We start from the raw sequence: 17,492 nt of genomic DNA, 5'->3' as shown, positions 1-17,492 counted from the left end.
TCCCCTCGCCGGGACGCCGCCGGGTGCGGCGCGACCTCCGCTAGCGGTACCCCGGGTGGTGGGGGATCAGTCGGTCAGCGGCGGCCGAACATGGCGCGGATCGCGGCCAGCAGCAGCAACCCCCCGACCACCAGGCCGAGCAGGCGTACGCCGGGAATGTCGGCCGGGGAGGTGGCGTCGGCGAGTGACGGCAGGTCCATCCCCGCACTGTCGCACGCCTCCCCGACCGACGCCAGACGGTAACAGTAAGGTTTATTGACTATTATCTCGCCCGGTGTGACCATGGCAGCACCGCGACGGCACCGGGCCGTCGACACACGACGGGGGTACCGGGGCCGGATGAACGAGCGCAACCTGGCGGGCCTGGCCGCCACCGTCCTGCAACCCGGCTTCGTCGGCACCACCCCGCCCGACTGGGTCTGCCGGTGGCTGGCCGACGGGCTCGGCGCGGTGGTGCTGTTCGCCCGCAACGTCGTCGACCCCGAGCAGGTGGCCGCGCTCACCGCCACGTTGCGGGCCGAGCGACCCGACGTGCTGGTGGCCATCGACGAGGAGGCCGGCGACGTCACCCGGATCGAGTCCGGCCGGGGCAGCTCCCGCCCCGGCAACCTCGCCCTCGGTGCGGTCGACGACCCCGCCCTCACCGAGGAGGTGGCTCGCGACCTTGGCGGCGAACTCGCCGACCTCGGCATCACCCTCAACTACGCCCCGGACGCCGACGTCAACATCAACCCGGCCAACCCGGTGATCGGGGTGCGCTCCTTCGGCGCCGACCCGCAGCTGGTGGCCCGGCACACCGCCGCCTGGGTCCGCGGCCTCCAGTCCGCCGGGGTGGCCGCCTGCGCCAAGCACTTCCCCGGCCACGGCGACACCCGGGTCGACTCCCACCACGACCTGCCCCGCATCACCGCCAGCCGGGCCCGGCTCGACGCCGGCGAGCTGGTCCCCTTCCGGGCCGCCATCGCCGCCGGGGTGCAGGCGGTGATGACCGGGCACCTGCTGGTCCCCGCCCTCGACCCCGACCTGCCCGCCACCCTCAGCCCCCGGATCCTCGGCGACCTGCTCCGCGAGGAGCTGGGCTTCTCCGGCGTGGTGGTCACCGACGCGGTGGAGATGCGCGCCGTCGCCGACCGGTACGGCTTCGCCGGCACCGCCGTGCGCGCCCTCGCCGCCGGTGCGGACGCGATCTGCGTCGGCGGCGAACGCGCCGACGAGGCCGCCACCCGCTACCTGCGCGACGCGATCGTGGCCGCGGTGCTCGCCGGCGAGCTGCCCGAGGAGCGCCTCGCCGAGGCCGCGAAGCGGGTCGGTCAGCTCGCCGAGTGGAGCACCGCCGCCCGTGCCGACCGGCCCGCCCCGGCCCCGCGCCCCACCGGCGGCTCCCCGGTCGGCCTGACCGCCGCCCGGCGGGCGGTCCGGGTCAGCGGCGACCCGGCCGGCAGGATGCCGTTGACCGCCGCCGCGCACGTGGTCGAGTTCGCCCCGCCGCACAACATCGCGATCGGCGCGGAGACCCCGTGGGGCCTCGGTGCGCCCCTGGCCGACCTGCTCCCCGGCACCACCACCGTCCGGCTCACCGAGGCCGACCTGCCCGCCGACCCGACCGGCGGGGCGGCCGGCCGGCCGCTGGTGCTGGTGGTAAGGGACCTGCACCGGCATCCCTGGATGCGGGCCGCGGTCGACCGGGCGCTGGCCACCCGCCCGGACGCCGTCGTGGTCGAGCTGGGCCTGCCCGAGCTGGTCACCGGCCGGCTGCACCTGGCCACCCACGGCGCGACCCGGGCCGCCTCCCGCGCCGCCGCCGAACTCCTCGCCGGGATCCGCTGACGGCCCCTCCCGGTCACCCGTCGGACCGCCCGGACCGGGTGGCTCAGCCGACCGGCTGTTCCCTCCGGGCGGCCAGCCGATCCAGCTCGGCGAGCAGTCGGTCCACCTCGTCGACCGTGTTGTAGTGGTAGACGCTCGCCCGGACCGCCCCACCACTGTCGCGTAGGCCGAGCGCCTGGAAATACTCGTAGGCGTAGTAGTCACCGCTGGACAGGCAGAGCCCGGCCGCGCCCAGCGCGGTCGCCAGCCCGGCCGGTGTCCACCCGGCCAGCCGGAACGACACCGTCGGGCAGCGCCGTGCGCCGGCCGGCTGGACGGTCACCGTGGGCAGGTCGGCCAGTCCGTCGCGCAGCCGGGCGAAGACCGATTCCTCGTACGCCTGGGCGGCGGTGAGCCCCGCGCGGATCCGGGACCGGCGGTCACCGGTGGCCGCCGGGTCCAGCCCGGCCAGGTGGTCGACGGCGGCGGCCATCCCGGCGAGCAGCGGGAAGCTCGGGGTGCCGGCCTCGAACCGGTCGGGCACCGCGTCGGAGGAAGGGATCAGCTTGGCCGGGCGCAGCTCCGCCCAGCGGGCCGGGTCGGCCACCATCGCCGCCAGGTGCGGACCGGACCACTTGTAGGCGCTGGTGACCAGGAAGTCGGCACCCGAGGCGGCCAGGTCGGTCGGACCGTGCGGCACCGAGTGCACCCCGTCCACGCAGACCAGCGCGCCGGCCGCGTGCGCCGTCGCGGCGATCGCCGCCACGTCCGGCATCGTGCCGGTGGCGTTGCTGCCGGCGGTCACCGCGACCAGCCGGGTCCGATCGCCGACCAGGTCGGCGAACTGGGCGGCGGGCAGTTCGCCGCTGGCCGGGTCGAACTCGGCCCAGCGGACGGTCGCCCCCGCCGCCTCGGCCGCCTGCACCCAGGGCCGCACGTTGGCGTCGTGGTCGAGCCGGGAGACCACCACCTCGTCGCCCGGCCGCCAGCCGGCACCGAGCGTCCGGGCCAGGGTGTTGGTCAGCGTGGTCGCGCTCGACCCCAGCACCACCCCGTCCGGCACGGCACCGAGCAGGTCGGCCACCGCCGCGCGGGCCTGCGTCACCAGCTCCAGCGAGCGCCGGCCGGGCACGGAGGCGGTGCTGCGGTTGCCGACCGCGAGGCGCATGGCGTCGGCCACCGCGTCGATCACCGACTGCGGGGTCTGGGTGCCGCCGGCACCGTCGAAGTGGGCGAAGCCCTCGGCGAGCGCGGGGTACGCGGCCCGGGTCCGGGTGATGTCGATCGGCATTCCCGGGACCCTAGCCCGCCCGCCACCGGCCCGAAGATCCACCCGGGTGGCGGGCTGGGCCGCGTCTCGTACCCTTGGTGGGGTGACGAAGCGAAGCGCCACCGCCCCCACCCCCCTCCGTCGGACCGCCGGCCTGCTGGCCGGCCTGGCGCTCGGCGTGGCCGTGCTGGCCGGATGCAGCTCCGACGGCGCCGACACGGACTGCGCGCTGGACGCCTGCACGGTCACCTTCGACCGGGGTGTCGACGCCAGCGCCTCCATCCTCGGGGTGGAGGCGAAGCTGATCGGTGCGCAGGGTGACCAGGTGACCGTCGAGGTGGCCGGGGAGCAGCTCTCCCTCACCATCGGCCAGCAGGCGGCCGAGGTGGGCGGCTTCGCGGTGACCCTGGACAGCGTCACCGACCAGCAGGTCCAGATCCGGGTGGCGCGCAACGCCGGCGGCTGACCCGCCCGACCCGGTCACACCACGTTTGGGGATCTCCGCAAACGGAGATTGTGGCGCCATGTCACTCACCCGGAACGCCGAAGCCACCGCTGCCCGTACCGCGGACAGCCGCTGGCTGGAACTCCTCGCCCGGGCCGGTTTCATCGGCTACGGGATCGTGCACCTCCTCTTCGCCTGGGTCATCCTCCAGATCGCCTTCTCCAACTCCGGCGAGGAGGGCAACCAGAACGGCGCCCTGCGCGCCCTGGGCGCCCAGCCGATGGGCAAGTTCCTGCTGATCGCGATGGCCGTCGGCCTGATCGCGATGGCCATCTGGCAGGCCCTGGAGGCGGCCGTGGGCCACCACGCGAAGCGGGGCAAGGAACGCCTCTTCGAGCGGATCGCCTCGGGCGTGCGTACCGTCGTCTTCCTCTGGCTCGCCTGGACCTCGATCCAGGTGGTCCAGGACGCCAGCTCCAACAGCGCCGACCAGCAGGAGCAGTTCAGCGAGAAGCTGATGGCCTCCAGCGGCGGTCGCTGGCTGGTCGGCCTCGCCGGCCTGGTGCTCGCCGCCGTCGGCATCGGCATGATGATCTACGGCTACAAGAAGAAGTTCGAGCGGAACCTGAAGACCAACGAGATGAACGGCAAGACCCGGCAGTTGACCCGCCGGCTCGGCATGGCCGGTTACATCGCCCGGGGCGCGGTGTTCGCCGTCGCCGGTCTGCTGATCGTGGTCGCCGCGATCAACTACGACCCGGAGAAGGCGCGTGGTCTGGACGCCGCGCTGCGTACCCTGCGCGACCAGCCGTACGGGCCGTTCATCCTGGCGTTGATGGCGCTCGGCATCGCCGCGTTCGGGGTCTACTGCTTCTTCCAGTCCCGGTTCCGGAAGATCTGAGCCTGGTCGATACCGGAAACGCCGGGCACCATTGGGCCTTTGCCCGAATGGGATCAGCTCGGCCGGAGGGAGACAACCACGTGCAGGACTACCTCGAGACGATCGCCGCCGCGGCCACCGCGGCGGCGATCGCTCTGTTGCTCGTCGAGGTGGTACACCGGGTGATCCGGCGGCTCGGCCGCCGGTCCCACCTGATGACCGAGTTGACCGCGCACGTGCATCGGCCGTTCCAGGTCGCCGGCACCGTGATGGCCGTCCAGTTCGCGGTCCGGTGGACCACCGGATACGCGGTCGGCACCGGATGGCGGCAGGCTGTGCTGCACACCCTGGTGCTGGGCGTGGTCGCCGCGATGGCCTGGCTGGTCGCCGCGCTGCTGGTGGTGGCGGAGGACACCGCGCTCGCCCGGTTCCTGCGGGTGGACATGCCCGACAACCGGCACGCCCGCCGGGTGCGGACCCAGGTGGTGCTGCTGCGCCGGTTGACCATAGTGGTGATCGTGGTGCTGGCCGTCGGCGTGATGCTGATGACCTTCCCCGCCGTACGGGGCATCGGCGCGGGCGTGCTCACCAGCGCCGGTGTGGTCGGTGTGGTCGCCGCGCTGGCCGCGCAGAGCCTGCTCGGCAACGTCATCGCCGGTCTCCAACTCGCCTTCAGCGACGCGGTACGCCTCGACGACGTGGTGGTGGTCGAGGGGGAGTGGGGCCGGATCGAGGAGCTGACGCTCAGCTACGTGGTGGTCCAGATCTGGGACGACCGGCGGCTGATCCTGCCCACCTCGTACTTCACCAGCACGCCGTTCCAGAACTGGACCAGGACCGAGGCGGCGGTGCTCGGCACCGCCGAGTTCGACCTCGACTGGTCGATCCCGGTGCAGTCGATGCGGGAGGAGCTGCGCCGGCTGGTCGAGGGCACCGAGCTGTGGAACGGCCGGGTCTGCGTGTTGCAGGTCACCGACGCCACCGGTGGTGCGGTGAAGGTCCGGGCCCTGGTCAGCGCCGCCGACGCGGGCAGCCTGTGGGACCTGCGGTGCCTGGTGCGGGAGCACCTGGTCGGTTGGGTCCGCGACCACCGCCCCACCGCGCTGCCCCGGACCCGTACCGAGCTGGGTGACTCCTCCGGCAGCCTGCCCTGGCAGTGGGTGCAGCCGCGCCAGCCGGCCAGCCGTCGCTCCGACGGCGAGCTGCCCGACGACGCCCGGGTCTTCGGCGGCAGCCACGACGGCGACGCCCGCAGCGAGGCCTTCGTCGGCCCCGCCCCGGATGCCCGGGGCGACACCCTCGTCGTTGACGCCGACCCGAGCGCCGACCCGCGCCGCTGAGCCGCCGGGGAGCCCCGCCGACCGGCCCGTCGACGTCCGCCGGGTCGTGCCGAGCCCTCGTGACCCATGGTCGCGGGGGCTTCGTCGGTCCCGCTTCCGCGTTTCGCCGGACGTCCCGGCCCGACCTGGGGTCAGATGTGGTTGGTCACCGTGCGCAGGATTGACGGACGGCGGCTCCGGGCATACAGCGCGGTGATGACGAAAGGAGGACAGCATGGCTGACGTCGCGAACCACCGTACGCCCCGGACCGGGAGCGAGCCGTCCACCGCCGAACTGGTGCAGCGGGCCACCGAGCAGGTCTCCCGACTGGTCCGGGACGAGTTGGCCCTGGCCCGGGCGGAGCTGACCCAGAAGGGCAAACACGCCGGGATCGGGATCGGCCTCTTCGGCGGGGGCGGGGCGCTGGCCCTGTACGGGCTCGGCGCGCTGGTCGCCGCCGCGATCCTGCTGCTGGCCCTGGTGCTGCCCGCCTGGGCGGCGGCGTTGATCGTGGCGGTGGTGCTCTTCCTCATCGCCGGGGTGCTCGCCCTGGTGGGGAAGAAGCAGGTCAGCCAGGCGGTCCCCCCGATGCCGGAGGCGACCGTCCGCAGCGTCCGCGCGGACGTGGACACCGTCGCCGCCGCGGTGAAGGACAGGGGACGGGCATGACCGGCACGACAGGCGACAACGGAACCGGCAACGGGTCCGGCGACACCGAGGCGCTCCGCGAGGAGATCCGGCGGACCCGGGTGGAGTTGGGCGAGACCATGGAGATGCTGGCCGCCAAGGCCGACGTCAAGGCCCGGTTGAAGGACTCGGCGGAGCAGGCGAAGGAGCGGGTGCGCGAGCAGACCGCGTTGACCGTGGCCCGGGTACGGGGCCAGGCGGCGCAGGGCGTCGGCCTCGCGCGGGCGCAGGCGCACGACACGTCGGTGGCGGTGCGGCGTGATCCGGTGCCGTGGGCGACGATAGCGGCCGGTGCGGTGGCCGCAGTGGTGGTGTTGTTGATCGTTCGGGGGAGGCGTAGGTGAGCAAGAGCATCGGCAGGACCGCGTACAAGCCGGTCGGGGTGCTGCTGGGACTGGCGGCGGGCACGTTGGCGGGGGCGATCTTCCGGCAGGTCTGGAAGGCGACCGCCGGTGACGGCGAGGCGCCCAACCCGACCGACGAGGATCGCCGCTGGGGCGAGATCCTCGCGGCGGCGGCGTTGCAGGGGGCGATCTTCTCGATCGTCCGCGCGGCGGTGGACCGGGGCGGCGCGGTCGGCGTGCGGCGGTTGACCGGGCGCTGGCCCGACTGATCCGCCCCGCCCCGCCCCGCCCCGCCCCGTCCCGGCCTGCATCGGCAGCAACCAGCACGATCGTGGCACCGGCCGGTCACGACGGTGGCCTCCGGGCCCGGTGACGACGACCTGTGGCCCCCCGCACGCATCGACGGGCGGGGGGCCTTTTGCATGGCTTTGCCGACCCGGTCAGCAAGCGTCGGGCATCCGTCAGGTCACATGTCGGAGAATTTCGTCGATTAGGCTGTGCAGAGTTTTTGGGCACGTGGTTTGCTGATCCCCGCTGTTGCGAGACGGCGTTGGCGCGGAGTGGTTTCCCCCTGTGGGGGCTGCCCGGGTCACCGCTGCTCGAAACGGCCAATCGGCCGCACGGCGTGCTCGGCCGCCAGTTTTAGAAGGAGATACACATGGCGCAGGGAACCGTGAAGTGGTTCAACGCTGACAAGGGCTTCGGCTTCATCACCGTCGATGGCGGGGGTGCTGACGTGTTCGTCCACTTCTCGGCGATCCAGTCCAGCGGCTACCGCTCGCTGGAGGAGAACCAGCGGGTGGAGTTCGAGATCGCCCAGGGTCAGAAGGGTCCGCAGGCCGAGCAGGTCCGCCCCCTCTGAGCGAAGCCGGTGGGCGTTCGCCTGCCCGGGTGATCCGGCCAGCCGGATCAACGAGAAGCCCCGTGTCCCCTCAGGACGCGGGGCTTTCCGCATCGCCTGCGCGGGTGCCCCGGTCAGGGCAGCCGGCGGGCCCGCAGGCCGCGCCGGAGCAGCACCAGCCCGGCCAGCACCAGCAGCGGTCCGGCGACGGCCCAGAACCGCTGGTCGCTCATCACGCTGCCGCCGACGTATCCGAGGCCCTGGACAGTCCAGACGGCACCGACCACCACGGCCAGCAGCCCCAGGGTGAGCGTGAGCCACCCTCTCACCGGTCCCCCCTCCGTGGGTCGGCCGATCCGACCCGGTCACCAGGATGCGGGCCGGGCCGCGCCGACGCGAGGACCCGGCCGGCGTGGCTCACCACCGGTCGTGCACCCGGGGCCGGACGAGCTCGTCGTAGACCGACCGGACGGTGTCGAGTTCGGTCGCCGTCAGCGCGGGGGAGCCGGCTGCGGCGGCGTTGCCCCGGGCCTGCTCCGGGTTGCGGGCACCGGGGATGACCACGGTCACCCCGGGCTGGTCGATGATCCACCGCAGGGCGAACTGGGCCATCGTGCGCCCGTCGCCGACCAGCGGGGCGAGCCGACGGACCACGGTCAGGCCGAGGTCGAAGTCGACGCCGGAGAAGGTCTCGCCGACGTCGAAGCTCTCCCCGTGCCGGTTGTAGGTGCGGTGGTCGTCGGCGGCGAAGGTGGTCCGCTCGTCGTAGCGGCCGGAGAGCAGGCCGCTGGCGAGCGGCACCCGGGCGATGATCCCGACACCGGCCGCGGCGGCGGCCGGCAGCACCTCGTCGAGCGGCTTGAGCCGGACCGCGTTCAGGATGATCTGGACGCTGGCCACGCCCGGCCGGGCGATCGCGGTGAGCGCCTGGTCGCAGGTCTCGACGCTGACCCCGTACCCGGCGATGCGCTTCTCGGCGACCAGGGTGTCGAGGCCGTCGAAGACCCGGTCGTCGGCGAAGACCTCACTCGGCGGGCAGTGCAGCTGCACCAGGTCGAGGGTGTCCACGTCGAGGTTGGCCCGGGACCGGTCGGTCCAGGCCCGGAAGTTGTCGAGGGTGTACGCCTGCGGCGTCTGCGCGACCCGGCGGCCCATCTTGGTGGCGACGGTGAGCCCGTGCCCGGCGTTGTCCCGGAGGAACCGCCCGATCAACTGCTCGCTGCGGCCGTCACCGTAGACGTCGGCGGTGTCGAGGAAGGTGACGCCGGACTCCACGGCGGCGTCGAGGACGGCCAGGGCGTCGCTCTCGCTGACCTGTCCCCAGTCCGCGCCGAGCTGCCAGGCCCCGAGACCGACCACACCCACCTGCCGGCCGAGCCGGTCGAAGCTGCGCTGTTCCATGCGGTGAAGCCTAGTGACCAGGTTGCCGGGACGCAGCGCGGGCCGTAGGGTCTAAACAAAACGTACGTACGGTTTGGAGGATTGTCATGTGGGATCCGAGCAGCTACCTCCGCTACGGCGACGAGCGGTCCCGTCCCTTCCACGACCTGCTCGCCCGGGTCGGGGCCGACCGGCCGCGCGCGGTGGTCGACCTCGGCTGCGGGCCGGGCACCCTGACCGCGACCCTCGCCCGCCGCTGGCCGGCCGCCCGGATCGCCGGCCTCGACTCCTCCCCGGAGATGATCGACCGGGCCCGGACGCTCGACGCCCCGGTCGACTTCACCGTCGGTGACGTCACCGACTGGCACCCGGCCCCCGACGTGGACGTGCTGGTCGCCAACGCGGTGCTCCAGTGGGTGCCCGAGCACCCGGCCCTGCTGCGCCGCTGGGCCGGCGAGCTGCCGCCCGGCGGGTGGCTCGCCTTCCAGGTCCCCGGCAACTTCGCCGGGCCCTCGCACCGGGCGCTGCGCGAGGTCGCCGCCGACCGCCGCTGGGCGGCCACCGTCCGGCCGCTGCTGCGCGAGGCGCCGGTCGACGACCCGACCGGGTACGCCACCGCGCTGACCGCCGCCGGCTGCGCCGTCGACGCCTGGGAAACCACCTACCTGCACCGGCTGCCCGCCCCCGTCGACGCCGAGCACCCCGTGCTGAGCTGGCTCGACGGCACCGCCCTACGCCCCGTCCGGGCGGTGTTGGACGACACCGCCCTGGCCGACTTCCGCGCCGCGCTGGGAATGCTGCTGGCCCGCGCGTACCCGGTGCGGCAGGGTCAGGTGTACTTCCCGTTCCGTCGGATCTTCGTGGTCGCCCGCACCGGTGCCCGTGCAGAGGAGAAGCAGTGACCGACCTGTCCGCCTTCATCGCCGAACTGCCCAAGGTGGAGCTGCACGTGCACCACGTGGGCTCCGCGTCCCCCCGGATCGTCGCCGAACTGGCCGCCCGGCACGAGGGACGCAGCCCCGTGCCGGCGGACCCGGAGGCGCTCACCGACTACTTCGCGTTCCGCGACTTCGCCCACTTCATCGAGGTCTACCTCAGCGTCGTCGACCTGATCCGGGACCCCGAGGACGTCTGGCTGCTCACCCACGAGGTGGCCCGGGAACTGGCCCGGCAGCAGGTCCGTTACGCCGAGCTGACGGTCACCCCGTATTCGCACGTGCGCCGGGGCATCCCCGCCCCGGCGTTCTGCGAGGCCATCGAGGACGCCCGCCGACGGGCCGAGGCCGACTTCGGCATCGCGCTGCGCTGGTGCTTCGACATCCCCGGCGAGGCCGGTCTGCCGGCCGCCGAGGAGACCCTGCGGATCAGCCTCGAGGAGCGCCCCGACGGGCTGGTCAGCTTCGGGCTCGGCGGCCCCGAGATCGGGGTGCCCCGGCCGCAGTTCAAGCCGTACTTCGACCGGGCGCGGGCGGCCGGGCTGCGGTCCGTCCCCCACGCCGGGGAGACCACCGGCCCGCAGACCGTCTGGGACGCCCTGCGCGAGCTGGGCGCCGAACGGATCGGCCACGGCATCTCCGCCGCCACCGATCCGGAACTGCTCAGCCACCTGGCCGAGCGGCGCATCCCGCTGGAGGTCTGCCCGACCTCCAACGTGCGCACCCGGGCCGTTGCCCGGATCGAGGAGCACCCGCTGCGGCAACTGGTCGACGCGGGCGTCCGGGTCACCATCAACTCCGACGACCCGCCGATGTTCGGCACCACCCTCAACGACGAGTACGCGGTCGCCGCCCGGCTGCTCGACGCCGGTCCCGAGGGGCTCGCGGCACTGGCCCGGGAGGCGGTGTCCGCCTCGTTCCTCGACCCGGCCGGCCAGGCCCGGATCACCGCCGAGATCGACGCCTTCGTGGCGACCCACTGACCCGCGCCGGGCAGAGTGCGCTGCGGAGGCCGGTGACGCTCGGGGGAAGTGGTGTACACGCGGCGGGAGCTGGTGTGGGGGACCGTGCCCCCGCCGCGCGTACCGATCCACCGGCCGGTGGGTGTCAGGGGCGACAGGCCGGTGGAACTGATGGGTTCGGACCCGATCCTGTCAGCCGGTGCGCCCCGCGTCGCCGTCGTTAATCCGGATCTAAGGAAACCTTGCACCGCAGCACAGTCAGGGCCGCCGCGGCACGGTCGGCGGCGACCGGTCAGTCGCCGGTGGAGCGCGGCCGGGGCCAGCGACGGCCCCCGCCCTTCTGCTCCCGGGCCTCCCGCGCCATCCGGCCCACCAGGCCGAACCGGTTGACCTGCCGGGGGGTCGCCTGCGGGTCGGCCAGCAGCATCACCACGCTGGCCCCGCCCAGCCGGGCCCGGTCGAGGCTCACCGAGCCGTTGGCCTGCAACGCCACCCGCTTGGCGATGTCCAGCCCCAGGCCGGTCGAGCCCTGGTCGCTGGCTCCGCGCCGCAACGCCCGGTCCGGGTTCGCGATGCCCGGCCCGGCGTCGTCGATCCGGATCGCCACGTAACCGTCCCGACGGGAGACGGCCACCTCGAACGCGGTGCCCTGCGGGGTGTAGCGGAAGACGTTGCCGATCACCGCGTCCAGGGCGGCGGCCAACTCGGCCCGGGGCACCTGCACCGGAATCCGGAACTGGGCGCCGCTGACCCGCTGCGGGCGGTTCTGGTCGCCGGCCAGCGCCGCCCAGAACACCATCCGGTCGCGTACCACCTCGCTGACGTCGCACTCGGCGGGCCCGGCCTCGTGGGCGACGGCCTTGCGGGTCGTCTTGATCAGGACGTCGATCTCCCCCTCCAGGGTGACGATCGCCTGCCGGATGCGCCGGATCGTCCGCCGCCGGTCCAGCTCCGCCGGGCTGAACGAGCCGACGCTGGTGTCGTCGGAGTCCAGCCCCTCGGCGTCCAACCGCAGCACCGTCAGCGGGGTACGCAGCCGGTGCGACAGGTCCGCCACCAGTTCCCGTTCGTCGGTGCGGGCGGCCACCAGCCGGTCGGCCATCCGGTTGAACGCGTACCCGGCCTCGGCCAGCTCACGGGGACCGCTCGGGTCGACCCGTACCCCCAGGTCACCGTCGCCGACGGCGAGCGCGGCCCGGACCAGCCCCCGGGTGGAGTCGACCGCCCGCCCGGCGACCCGGTCCACCACGATCACCGCCGCGCCGACCAGCGCCACGGCCACCCCGGTGAGCAGCAGCCAGATGCCGCCCGCCCCCTCGTCGAGGACGGCGGCGGGCACGAACACCTCGACCACGGCGACCCGGCCGTCGAGCACCACCGGGTCGAGCCGCACCAGCCCGCCGTCGACGTCGACGACCAGCGACTGCTCCTCGGCACGGGCCCGCTCCAGGTCGGCGGCCGAAGCCCGCCCGGCGGGCTGCGCCCCGGCGAGACCGTGCACCACCGGCCGGGTCGCCGGGTCGTCACCGGTGGCCTCGACCGCGCGGCGGACCGTCGCCGGGGCGGTGCTGACGGCGAGCGCGCCGGTGACCATCGCCCCGCGGCGTGCCGCGTCGGCCAGCGCCTCCTCGCGTACCTCACCGCGCAGGGTCAGCCCCAGCGGAACGAGAAACGCCGACGCGACCAGCGCGCACATGCCGGCCGTCAGAGCGGCCAGCGCCGGCCTCAGTCGGGGGCCACCAGCCGGAACCCCACCCCCCGCACGGTGCGCAGGTAGCGCGGCTTCGCCGCGGACTCGCCCATCTTTCGACGCAGCCAGTACAGGTGCACGTCGATGGTCTGGTCCTCGCCGACCGACGGCTGGCGCCATACCTCCTCCAAGAGCTCCCGCCGGGACACCACCCGGCCAGGTCGTGCGGCCAGGTACGCCAGCAGGTCGAATTCCTTGCGGGTGAGCGCCAGCGGCTCCCCGTCGAGCACCGCGCTGCGTTCGCCCACGTCCACCCGCAGGCCGCTGACGGTGTGCACGGCCGGGGTCACCGTACGGCTGGCCCGGCCGACCCGGCGCAGCACGGTGGTGATCCGGGCGTCCAGGTGGGCGCCGGTGAACGGCTTGACCATGTAGTCGTCCGCGCCGGCCCGCAGCAGCCGGACCACCGACTGCTCGTCGTCGCGGGCGGTGGCGATGATGATCGGTACGTCGGTGATGCCGCGCAGCATCCGCAGCGCGTCCGAGCCGTCCAGGTCGGGCAGGCCCAGGTCGAGCACGACGAGATCGGGTGTCTCGGCGGCGACCCGGCGCAGCGCGTCCAGGGCTGTGCCGACCGCGTGCACCGCGTGCCCCCGTTCGCTGAGCGAGCGCAGCATCGCGCCTCGGACGACGTGGTCATCTTCGACCAGGAGCACGGTGGCCACGTCAGCACCGTACTGCCCGTGGCAAGTCGGGTGCATTGCGACGGACCCGCGAACCGGGCAAACTGGTACGACGATGCCGTTCACCCTCTTTCCCGACGCGCGGCTGGCGCTGGCCCGGGACAGCCTGGCCGGGCTGTCCGTCGGCGACGCCCTCGGTTCCCAGTTCTTCGTCCCGGGCCGGCGGCCCGACGACCTCGCGGCCGGTCGGCTGCCCCCGACGCCCTGGCAGTGGACCGACGACACCGAGATGGCCTGCTCGGTGCTGGCCGAACTCGCCACCCACGGCGAGGTCGACCGCGACCGGTTGGCGCTGGCCTTCGCCACCCGGGCCGAGCCCTACCGGGGCTACGGGCCGGGTGCGGTGACGATCCTGCGGTTGATCCGCACCGGCACCCCGTGGCCGGTGGCCGCCGCGTCGGCCTTCGACGGCCAGGGTTCCTGCGGTAACGGCGCCGCGATGCGGGTCGCCCCGCTCGGCGCGTGGTATGCCGACTCGACCACCCGCGCGGCGACCAGGGCCCGCGCCAGCGCCGAGGTCACCCACGCCCATCCGGAGGGGGTCGCGGGCGCGGTCGCGGTGGCCGTCGCCGCCTCGCTCGCCGCCCGGGCCCGGCTGGAGGGGGAGCGCCGTCCCGACGTGACCCGGCTGCTCGCCACCGTCGCCGGGGCGGTCGACCCGGCAGCCGAGGTGCACCGCGGGATACGCCGGGCGGTCGGCCTACTCGGCCGCCCCCTCGACGAGGCCGTCGCGGCGCTGGGCAACGGCTCCCGGGTCACCGCTCAGGACACCGTCGCCTTCACCCTCTGGGTGGTCGCCACCCACCTGGCCGACTACCCGGCCGCCGTCCGTGCCTGCGTCGAGGCGGGCGGGGACGTCGACACCACCGCCGCGATCGTCGGCGGGATCATCGGCGGACACACCGGGGTCGGCACGCCCGGCGGGGTGCCCGACGACTGGGTGGCCGCCCGGGAGGCGCTGCCGGACTGGCTGGACTGACGGTCAGGCCGGCCGGGCCTGCCCGCATGTGGTGGGCTGGCGGCAGTGGACGTGACTCTTGATCTGACGGTGAGGCTGGCCGGGGCGGCGACGGTCGGCGCTCAGCGTGCCGCCACCCGCTCGGGGTCGGTGTCGGCGGGTTCGCCCGGGGCCTGCCCGTCAAGACGCCAGCCCCGGTCGGCCGGGGTGGGGTCGTCCGACGTCGGGTCGTCGTCCCGGTCGGTCGCCGCGTCGGCGGCAGCCCGACGGCGGGAGCGGCTGGCCACCCAGCCGACCGCCGCGCCACCACCCAACCCGATCAGCAGACCGCCGCCGAGCAGCAGGTCCGCGCTGGGTCCGCCGTCCCCGTCGTCGTCGGTCGGTGCCGCAGCGGCGGCCGGGGCGGCCTGGGCGTCCGTCCCGTCGGCTGCGCCGCCGTGGTGCCCGGTGGCGGCACCGGGGGCGGGTGGCACCAGCGCCAGCGTCGGGGCGGGATGCCCGCCCCCGACCGGGTCGGCCCAGCGCACCACCGTGCCGTCGGAGTAGGTCTGCACCACCTCGAAGGTCATCCGGTCGAGCTGCGGCAGCGGACCCATGGCCACCGAGAGCCGGGCCGGACCCGGCACCGCCGGCCCGGCCCCCCGGGTCCAGACCACCGCCGAGGTCACCGTGCTGACCGAGGGGGCGTGGATCCCGGCGACCGGCGCGTCCAGGTCGCGGGAGGTGATCAGGGGCGCCCAGCCGTCCACCGACAGCGGGTAGACCTCGCCGATCGGGGCGTCCGGCGGGAGCCTGAACTCGATCTTCTCGGTACGTGTGCCGGGCCGCTCCTCGGGCACCACGAACGTCAACTCCACCGCGTCGCCCTGCACCGCCTGGCCGGGGCTGGACGTCACCCCGTCCGCCCACGCCGCACCCGGCGCACCGAACACCGCGGCCACCGCAGCCGCCAGCACCAGTACGGTCCGGCCCCGCCGGGCACCATCGCGGGTCGTCGCCATCTTCCGCCCCCATCCGTCTCGCCGTGGCCGACACCGGCTCCGGCCACACCTGGTAGTTCGGACGGCGGGCCGAAAAGGTTCAACCGGGGCCTCCTTTCCCGGCGACCGGGCGGAACAGGGCGACCGATAGCATCGGATAGCCGGAACATCCGGCCTATCCGTGCCGTCTGCCGTTGAGGAGTCACCGTGTCCGCACCCCGTACCCCCGTCGTGGCCGACCCCGTCGTCGTCGCCGCCGGGACGACGGCGGCCGACGCGGTGGCCGCGGCCGGGCTGCCCGCCGCCGGCCCGAAGGCGGTCGTGGTGGTCCGCGACCCGCAGGGCCAGCTGCGTGACCTGGACTGGGCCCCCGCCGAGGAGACCACCGTCGAGCCGGTCAGCCTCGACTCGCCGGACGGGCTCAACGTGCTGCGGCACTCCACCGCCCACGTGCTCGCCCAGGCCGTGCAGGACGTCTTCCCCGAGGCCAAGCTGGGCATCGGCCCGCCGATCGAGAACGGCTTCTACTACGACTTCGCCGTCGACAAGCCGTTCCAGCCGGACGACCTGGCCAAGCTCGAGAAGCGGATGCAGGAGATCATCAAGTCCGGCCAGCGGTTCCGCCGCCGCCGCTTCGCCAGCCTGGACGAGGCGAAGGCCGAGCTGGCCGCCGAGCCGTTCAAGCTCGAGCTGATCGACGTCAAGGGCGAGGGGCTGGACACCAGCGAGGTGATGGAGGTGGGCGGCGGCGAGCTGACCATCTACGACAACCTCGCCGCCGCCGACGACAAGGTCTGCTGGTCGGACCTGTGCCGGGGCCCGCACCTGCCGCACACCCGGTTGATCGGCGCGTTCAAGCTGATGCGGTCGGCCGCCGCCTACTGGCGGGGCTCGGAGAAGAACCCGCAGCTCCAGCGGGTCTACGGCACCGCGTGGCCGACCCGCGACGAGCTGAAGGCGTACCTGAAGCTGCTGGAGGAGGCCGCCCGACGCGACCACCGCAAGCTCGGCGTCGACCTCGACCTGTTCAGCTTCCCCGACGAGCTGGGCTCCGGCCTGGCGGTCTTCCACCCCAAGGGCGGCATCATCCGCCGGGAGATGGAGAACTACTCCCGGATCAAGCACGAGCAGGCCGGTTACTCGTTCGTCAACACCCCGCACATCACCAAGGGCCACCTGTACGAGGTCTCCGGGCACCTCGACTGGTATGCCGACGGGATGTTCCCGCCCATGGAGGTGGAGGGGGCGAACTACTACCTCAAGCCGATGAACTGCCCGATGCACGACCTGATCTTCCGGTCCCGGGGCCGCTCCTACCGGGAGCTGCCGCTGCGGATGTTCGAGTTCGGCACGGTCTACCGGTACGAGAAGTCCGGCGTGGTGCACGGCCTGACCCGGGTCCGGGGCATGACCCAGGACGACGCGCACATCTTCTGCACCGAGGAGCAGATGGCGGGCGAGCTGAAGTCGCTGCTCGCCTTCGTGCTGGAGCTGCTGCGCGACTACGGCCTGGACGACTTCTACCTCGAGCTGTCCACCCGCAACCCGGACAAGTCGGTCGGCACCGACGAGAACTGGGAACGGGCCACCGAGGCGTTGCGCTCTGCCGCGCAGGAGTCGGGCCTGACCCTGGTGCCCGACCCGGGCGGCGCGGCGTTCTACGGGCCGAAGATCTCCGTGCAGGCCAAGGACGCCATCGGCCGGACCTGGCAGATGTCCACCATCCAGGTCGACTTCAACCTGCCCGAGCGGTTCGGTCTGGAATACCAGGCGGCCGACGGCAGCCGGCAGCGTCCGGTGATGATCCACCGGGCCCTCTTCGGCTCGATCGAACGGTTCTTCGGGGTGCTCACCGAGCACTACGCCGGGGCCTTCCCGGCCTGGCTGGCCCCGGTGCAGGTGGTCGGCATCCCGATCCGCGAGGACCACACCGAATACCTGCACGGCTTCGTCGCGGCACTGCGCGCCGAGGGTATCCGGGCCCAGGTCGACGCGGGGGACGACCGGATGCAGAAGAAGATCCGCACCGCGCAGCAGCAGAAGATTCCGTTCATGGTGATCGCCGGGGACGACGACGTGGCCGCCGGCACCGTCTCGTTCCGCTACCGCGACGGTTCGCAGCGCAACGGGGTGCCGGTCGCCGAGGCGGTCAGCCACGTGCTCGACGTGGTCTCCTCGCGTACCAACTCGGGGCCGTCCGCCGGAAGCTGACCCCGGCCCGCCACCGGCCGCGTACCCACGGCCGGTGGCG

19 protein-coding genes are annotated in these 17,492 nt (G+C 73.7%); 12 read left to right on the top strand and 7 right to left on the bottom strand.

Translation table 11 applies throughout. From position 1 onward, the window contains the following. Positions 1-74: 74 nt before the first annotated feature. Positions 75-200 (bottom strand): hypothetical protein, encoded by a 126-nt coding sequence (locus GA0070216_RS36125; protein WP_281190432.1) that lies wholly within the window; start codon positions 198-200, stop codon positions 75-77. Between the two features lie 139 nt (positions 201-339). Here GA0070216_RS36125 and GA0070216_RS16050 point away from each other — a divergent pair, with 139 nt between their 5' ends. Continuing rightward, positions 340-1,827, top strand: a complete 1,488-nt coding sequence (locus GA0070216_RS16050) for a glycoside hydrolase family 3 protein (RefSeq protein ID WP_091246467.1) — start codon at positions 340-342, stop codon at positions 1,825-1,827. 43 nt (positions 1,828-1,870) lie between these two features. Here GA0070216_RS16050 and GA0070216_RS16045 read toward each other — a convergent pair whose 3' ends face one another. Further along, positions 1,871-3,097, bottom strand: a complete 1,227-nt coding sequence (locus GA0070216_RS16045) for a cysteine desulfurase-like protein (RefSeq protein WP_091246465.1) — start codon at positions 3,095-3,097, stop codon at positions 1,871-1,873. 82 nt (positions 3,098-3,179) lie between these two features. Here GA0070216_RS16045 and GA0070216_RS16040 point away from each other — a divergent pair, with 82 nt between their 5' ends. The 7 genes from GA0070216_RS16040 to GA0070216_RS16010 all read left to right on the top strand — a co-directional run bounded on the left by GA0070216_RS16040 (position 3,180) and on the right by GA0070216_RS16010 (position 7,614). Further along, positions 3,180-3,542, top strand: coding sequence for a hypothetical protein (locus GA0070216_RS16040; RefSeq protein ID WP_091246463.1), 363 nt, complete (start codon positions 3,180-3,182; stop codon positions 3,540-3,542). Between the two features lie 58 nt (positions 3,543-3,600). Then, positions 3,601-4,422 (top strand): DUF1206 domain-containing protein, encoded by an 822-nt coding sequence (locus GA0070216_RS16035; RefSeq protein WP_091246462.1) that lies wholly within the window; start codon positions 3,601-3,603, stop codon positions 4,420-4,422. Positions 4,423-4,502: 80 nt separating this feature from the next. After that, positions 4,503-5,741 carry a mechanosensitive ion channel family protein gene (locus GA0070216_RS16030; protein WP_091246460.1) on the top strand — a complete coding sequence of 413 codons (1,239 nt, stop codon included), beginning with the start codon at positions 4,503-4,505 and terminating at the stop codon, positions 5,739-5,741. 214 nt (positions 5,742-5,955) lie between these two features. Continuing rightward, positions 5,956-6,390 carry a phage holin family protein gene (locus GA0070216_RS16025; protein ID WP_091246458.1) on the top strand — a complete coding sequence of 145 codons (435 nt, stop codon included), beginning with the start codon at positions 5,956-5,958 and terminating at the stop codon, positions 6,388-6,390. Then, a complete protein-coding gene (locus GA0070216_RS16020) occupies positions 6,387-6,752 on the top strand; it encodes a DUF3618 domain-containing protein (RefSeq protein WP_091246456.1) in 366 nt (121 codons plus the stop codon). Before GA0070216_RS16025 ends, GA0070216_RS16020 begins: the two co-directional genes overlap by 4 nt. After that, a complete protein-coding gene (locus GA0070216_RS16015; protein WP_091246454.1) occupies positions 6,749-7,021 on the top strand; it encodes a DUF4235 domain-containing protein in 273 nt (90 codons plus the stop codon). The genes GA0070216_RS16020 and GA0070216_RS16015 overlap by 4 nt, the downstream gene beginning before the upstream one ends. A 389-nt stretch (positions 7,022-7,410) precedes the next feature. Continuing rightward, positions 7,411-7,614 carry a cold-shock protein gene (locus tag GA0070216_RS16010; protein WP_067306996.1) on the top strand — a complete coding sequence of 68 codons (204 nt, stop codon included), beginning with the start codon at positions 7,411-7,413 and terminating at the stop codon, positions 7,612-7,614. Positions 7,615-7,727: 113 nt separating this feature from the next. Here GA0070216_RS16010 and GA0070216_RS16005 read toward each other — a convergent pair whose 3' ends face one another. Together GA0070216_RS16005 and GA0070216_RS16000 are read right to left on the bottom strand one after the other, a co-directional pair. Continuing rightward, positions 7,728-7,922 (bottom strand): hypothetical protein, encoded by a 195-nt coding sequence (locus GA0070216_RS16005; protein WP_091246452.1) that lies wholly within the window; start codon positions 7,920-7,922, stop codon positions 7,728-7,730. A gap of 88 nt (positions 7,923-8,010) precedes the next feature. After that, positions 8,011-8,994, bottom strand: coding sequence for an aldo/keto reductase (locus GA0070216_RS16000; RefSeq protein ID WP_091246450.1), 984 nt, complete (start codon positions 8,992-8,994; stop codon positions 8,011-8,013). Between the two features lie 86 nt (positions 8,995-9,080). On the opposite strand from GA0070216_RS16000, the gene GA0070216_RS15995 reads away from it, so the two are divergent. Further along, positions 9,081-9,875, top strand: a complete 795-nt coding sequence (locus GA0070216_RS15995; protein WP_091246448.1) for a trans-aconitate 2-methyltransferase — start codon at positions 9,081-9,083, stop codon at positions 9,873-9,875. Further along, on the top strand, positions 9,872-10,891 hold the full coding sequence (locus GA0070216_RS15990) for an adenosine deaminase (protein ID WP_091246446.1): 1,020 nt from the start codon (positions 9,872-9,874) through the stop codon (positions 10,889-10,891). Before GA0070216_RS15995 ends, GA0070216_RS15990 begins: the two co-directional genes overlap by 4 nt. Before the next feature lie 271 nt (positions 10,892-11,162). On the opposite strand, the gene GA0070216_RS15985 is transcribed toward GA0070216_RS15990, so the two are convergent. Both GA0070216_RS15985 and GA0070216_RS15980 read right to left on the bottom strand, forming a co-directional pair. Beyond that, complete coding sequence (locus GA0070216_RS15985; protein ID WP_091246444.1) at positions 11,163-12,566, bottom strand: HAMP domain-containing sensor histidine kinase; 1,404 nt, start codon at positions 12,564-12,566, stop codon at positions 11,163-11,165. A gap of 29 nt (positions 12,567-12,595) precedes the next feature. Then, complete coding sequence (locus GA0070216_RS15980) at positions 12,596-13,285, bottom strand: response regulator transcription factor (protein ID WP_091246442.1); 690 nt, start codon at positions 13,283-13,285, stop codon at positions 12,596-12,598. A 73-nt stretch (positions 13,286-13,358) separates the two neighbouring features. On the opposite strand from GA0070216_RS15980, the gene GA0070216_RS15975 reads away from it, so the two are divergent. Beyond that, the gene (locus tag GA0070216_RS15975) at positions 13,359-14,282 is read left to right on the top strand and encodes an ADP-ribosylglycohydrolase family protein (protein ID WP_091246440.1); all 924 of its coding nucleotides are present in this window, start codon (positions 13,359-13,361) and stop codon (positions 14,280-14,282) included. A gap of 101 nt (positions 14,283-14,383) precedes the next feature. Here GA0070216_RS15975 and GA0070216_RS15970 read toward each other — a convergent pair whose 3' ends face one another. Continuing rightward, positions 14,384-15,262, bottom strand: coding sequence for a DUF1775 domain-containing protein (locus tag GA0070216_RS15970; RefSeq protein ID WP_091246438.1), 879 nt, complete (start codon positions 15,260-15,262; stop codon positions 14,384-14,386). Positions 15,263-15,448: 186 nt separating this feature from the next. Between GA0070216_RS15970 and thrS the strand changes: the two genes are divergently transcribed. After that, a complete protein-coding gene (gene thrS / locus GA0070216_RS15965) occupies positions 15,449-17,452 on the top strand; it encodes a threonine--tRNA ligase (RefSeq protein WP_091246436.1) in 2,004 nt (667 codons plus the stop codon). Positions 17,453-17,492: the final 40 nt, after the last annotated feature.

Source organism: Micromonospora matsumotoense (assembly GCF_900091525.1).
Taxonomy (GTDB): domain Bacteria; phylum Actinomycetota; class Actinomycetes; order Mycobacteriales; family Micromonosporaceae; genus Micromonospora; species Micromonospora matsumotoensis.
Note: the sequence above shows the minus strand (reverse complement) of the source record. Positions and strands in the feature narration are given on the sequence as shown.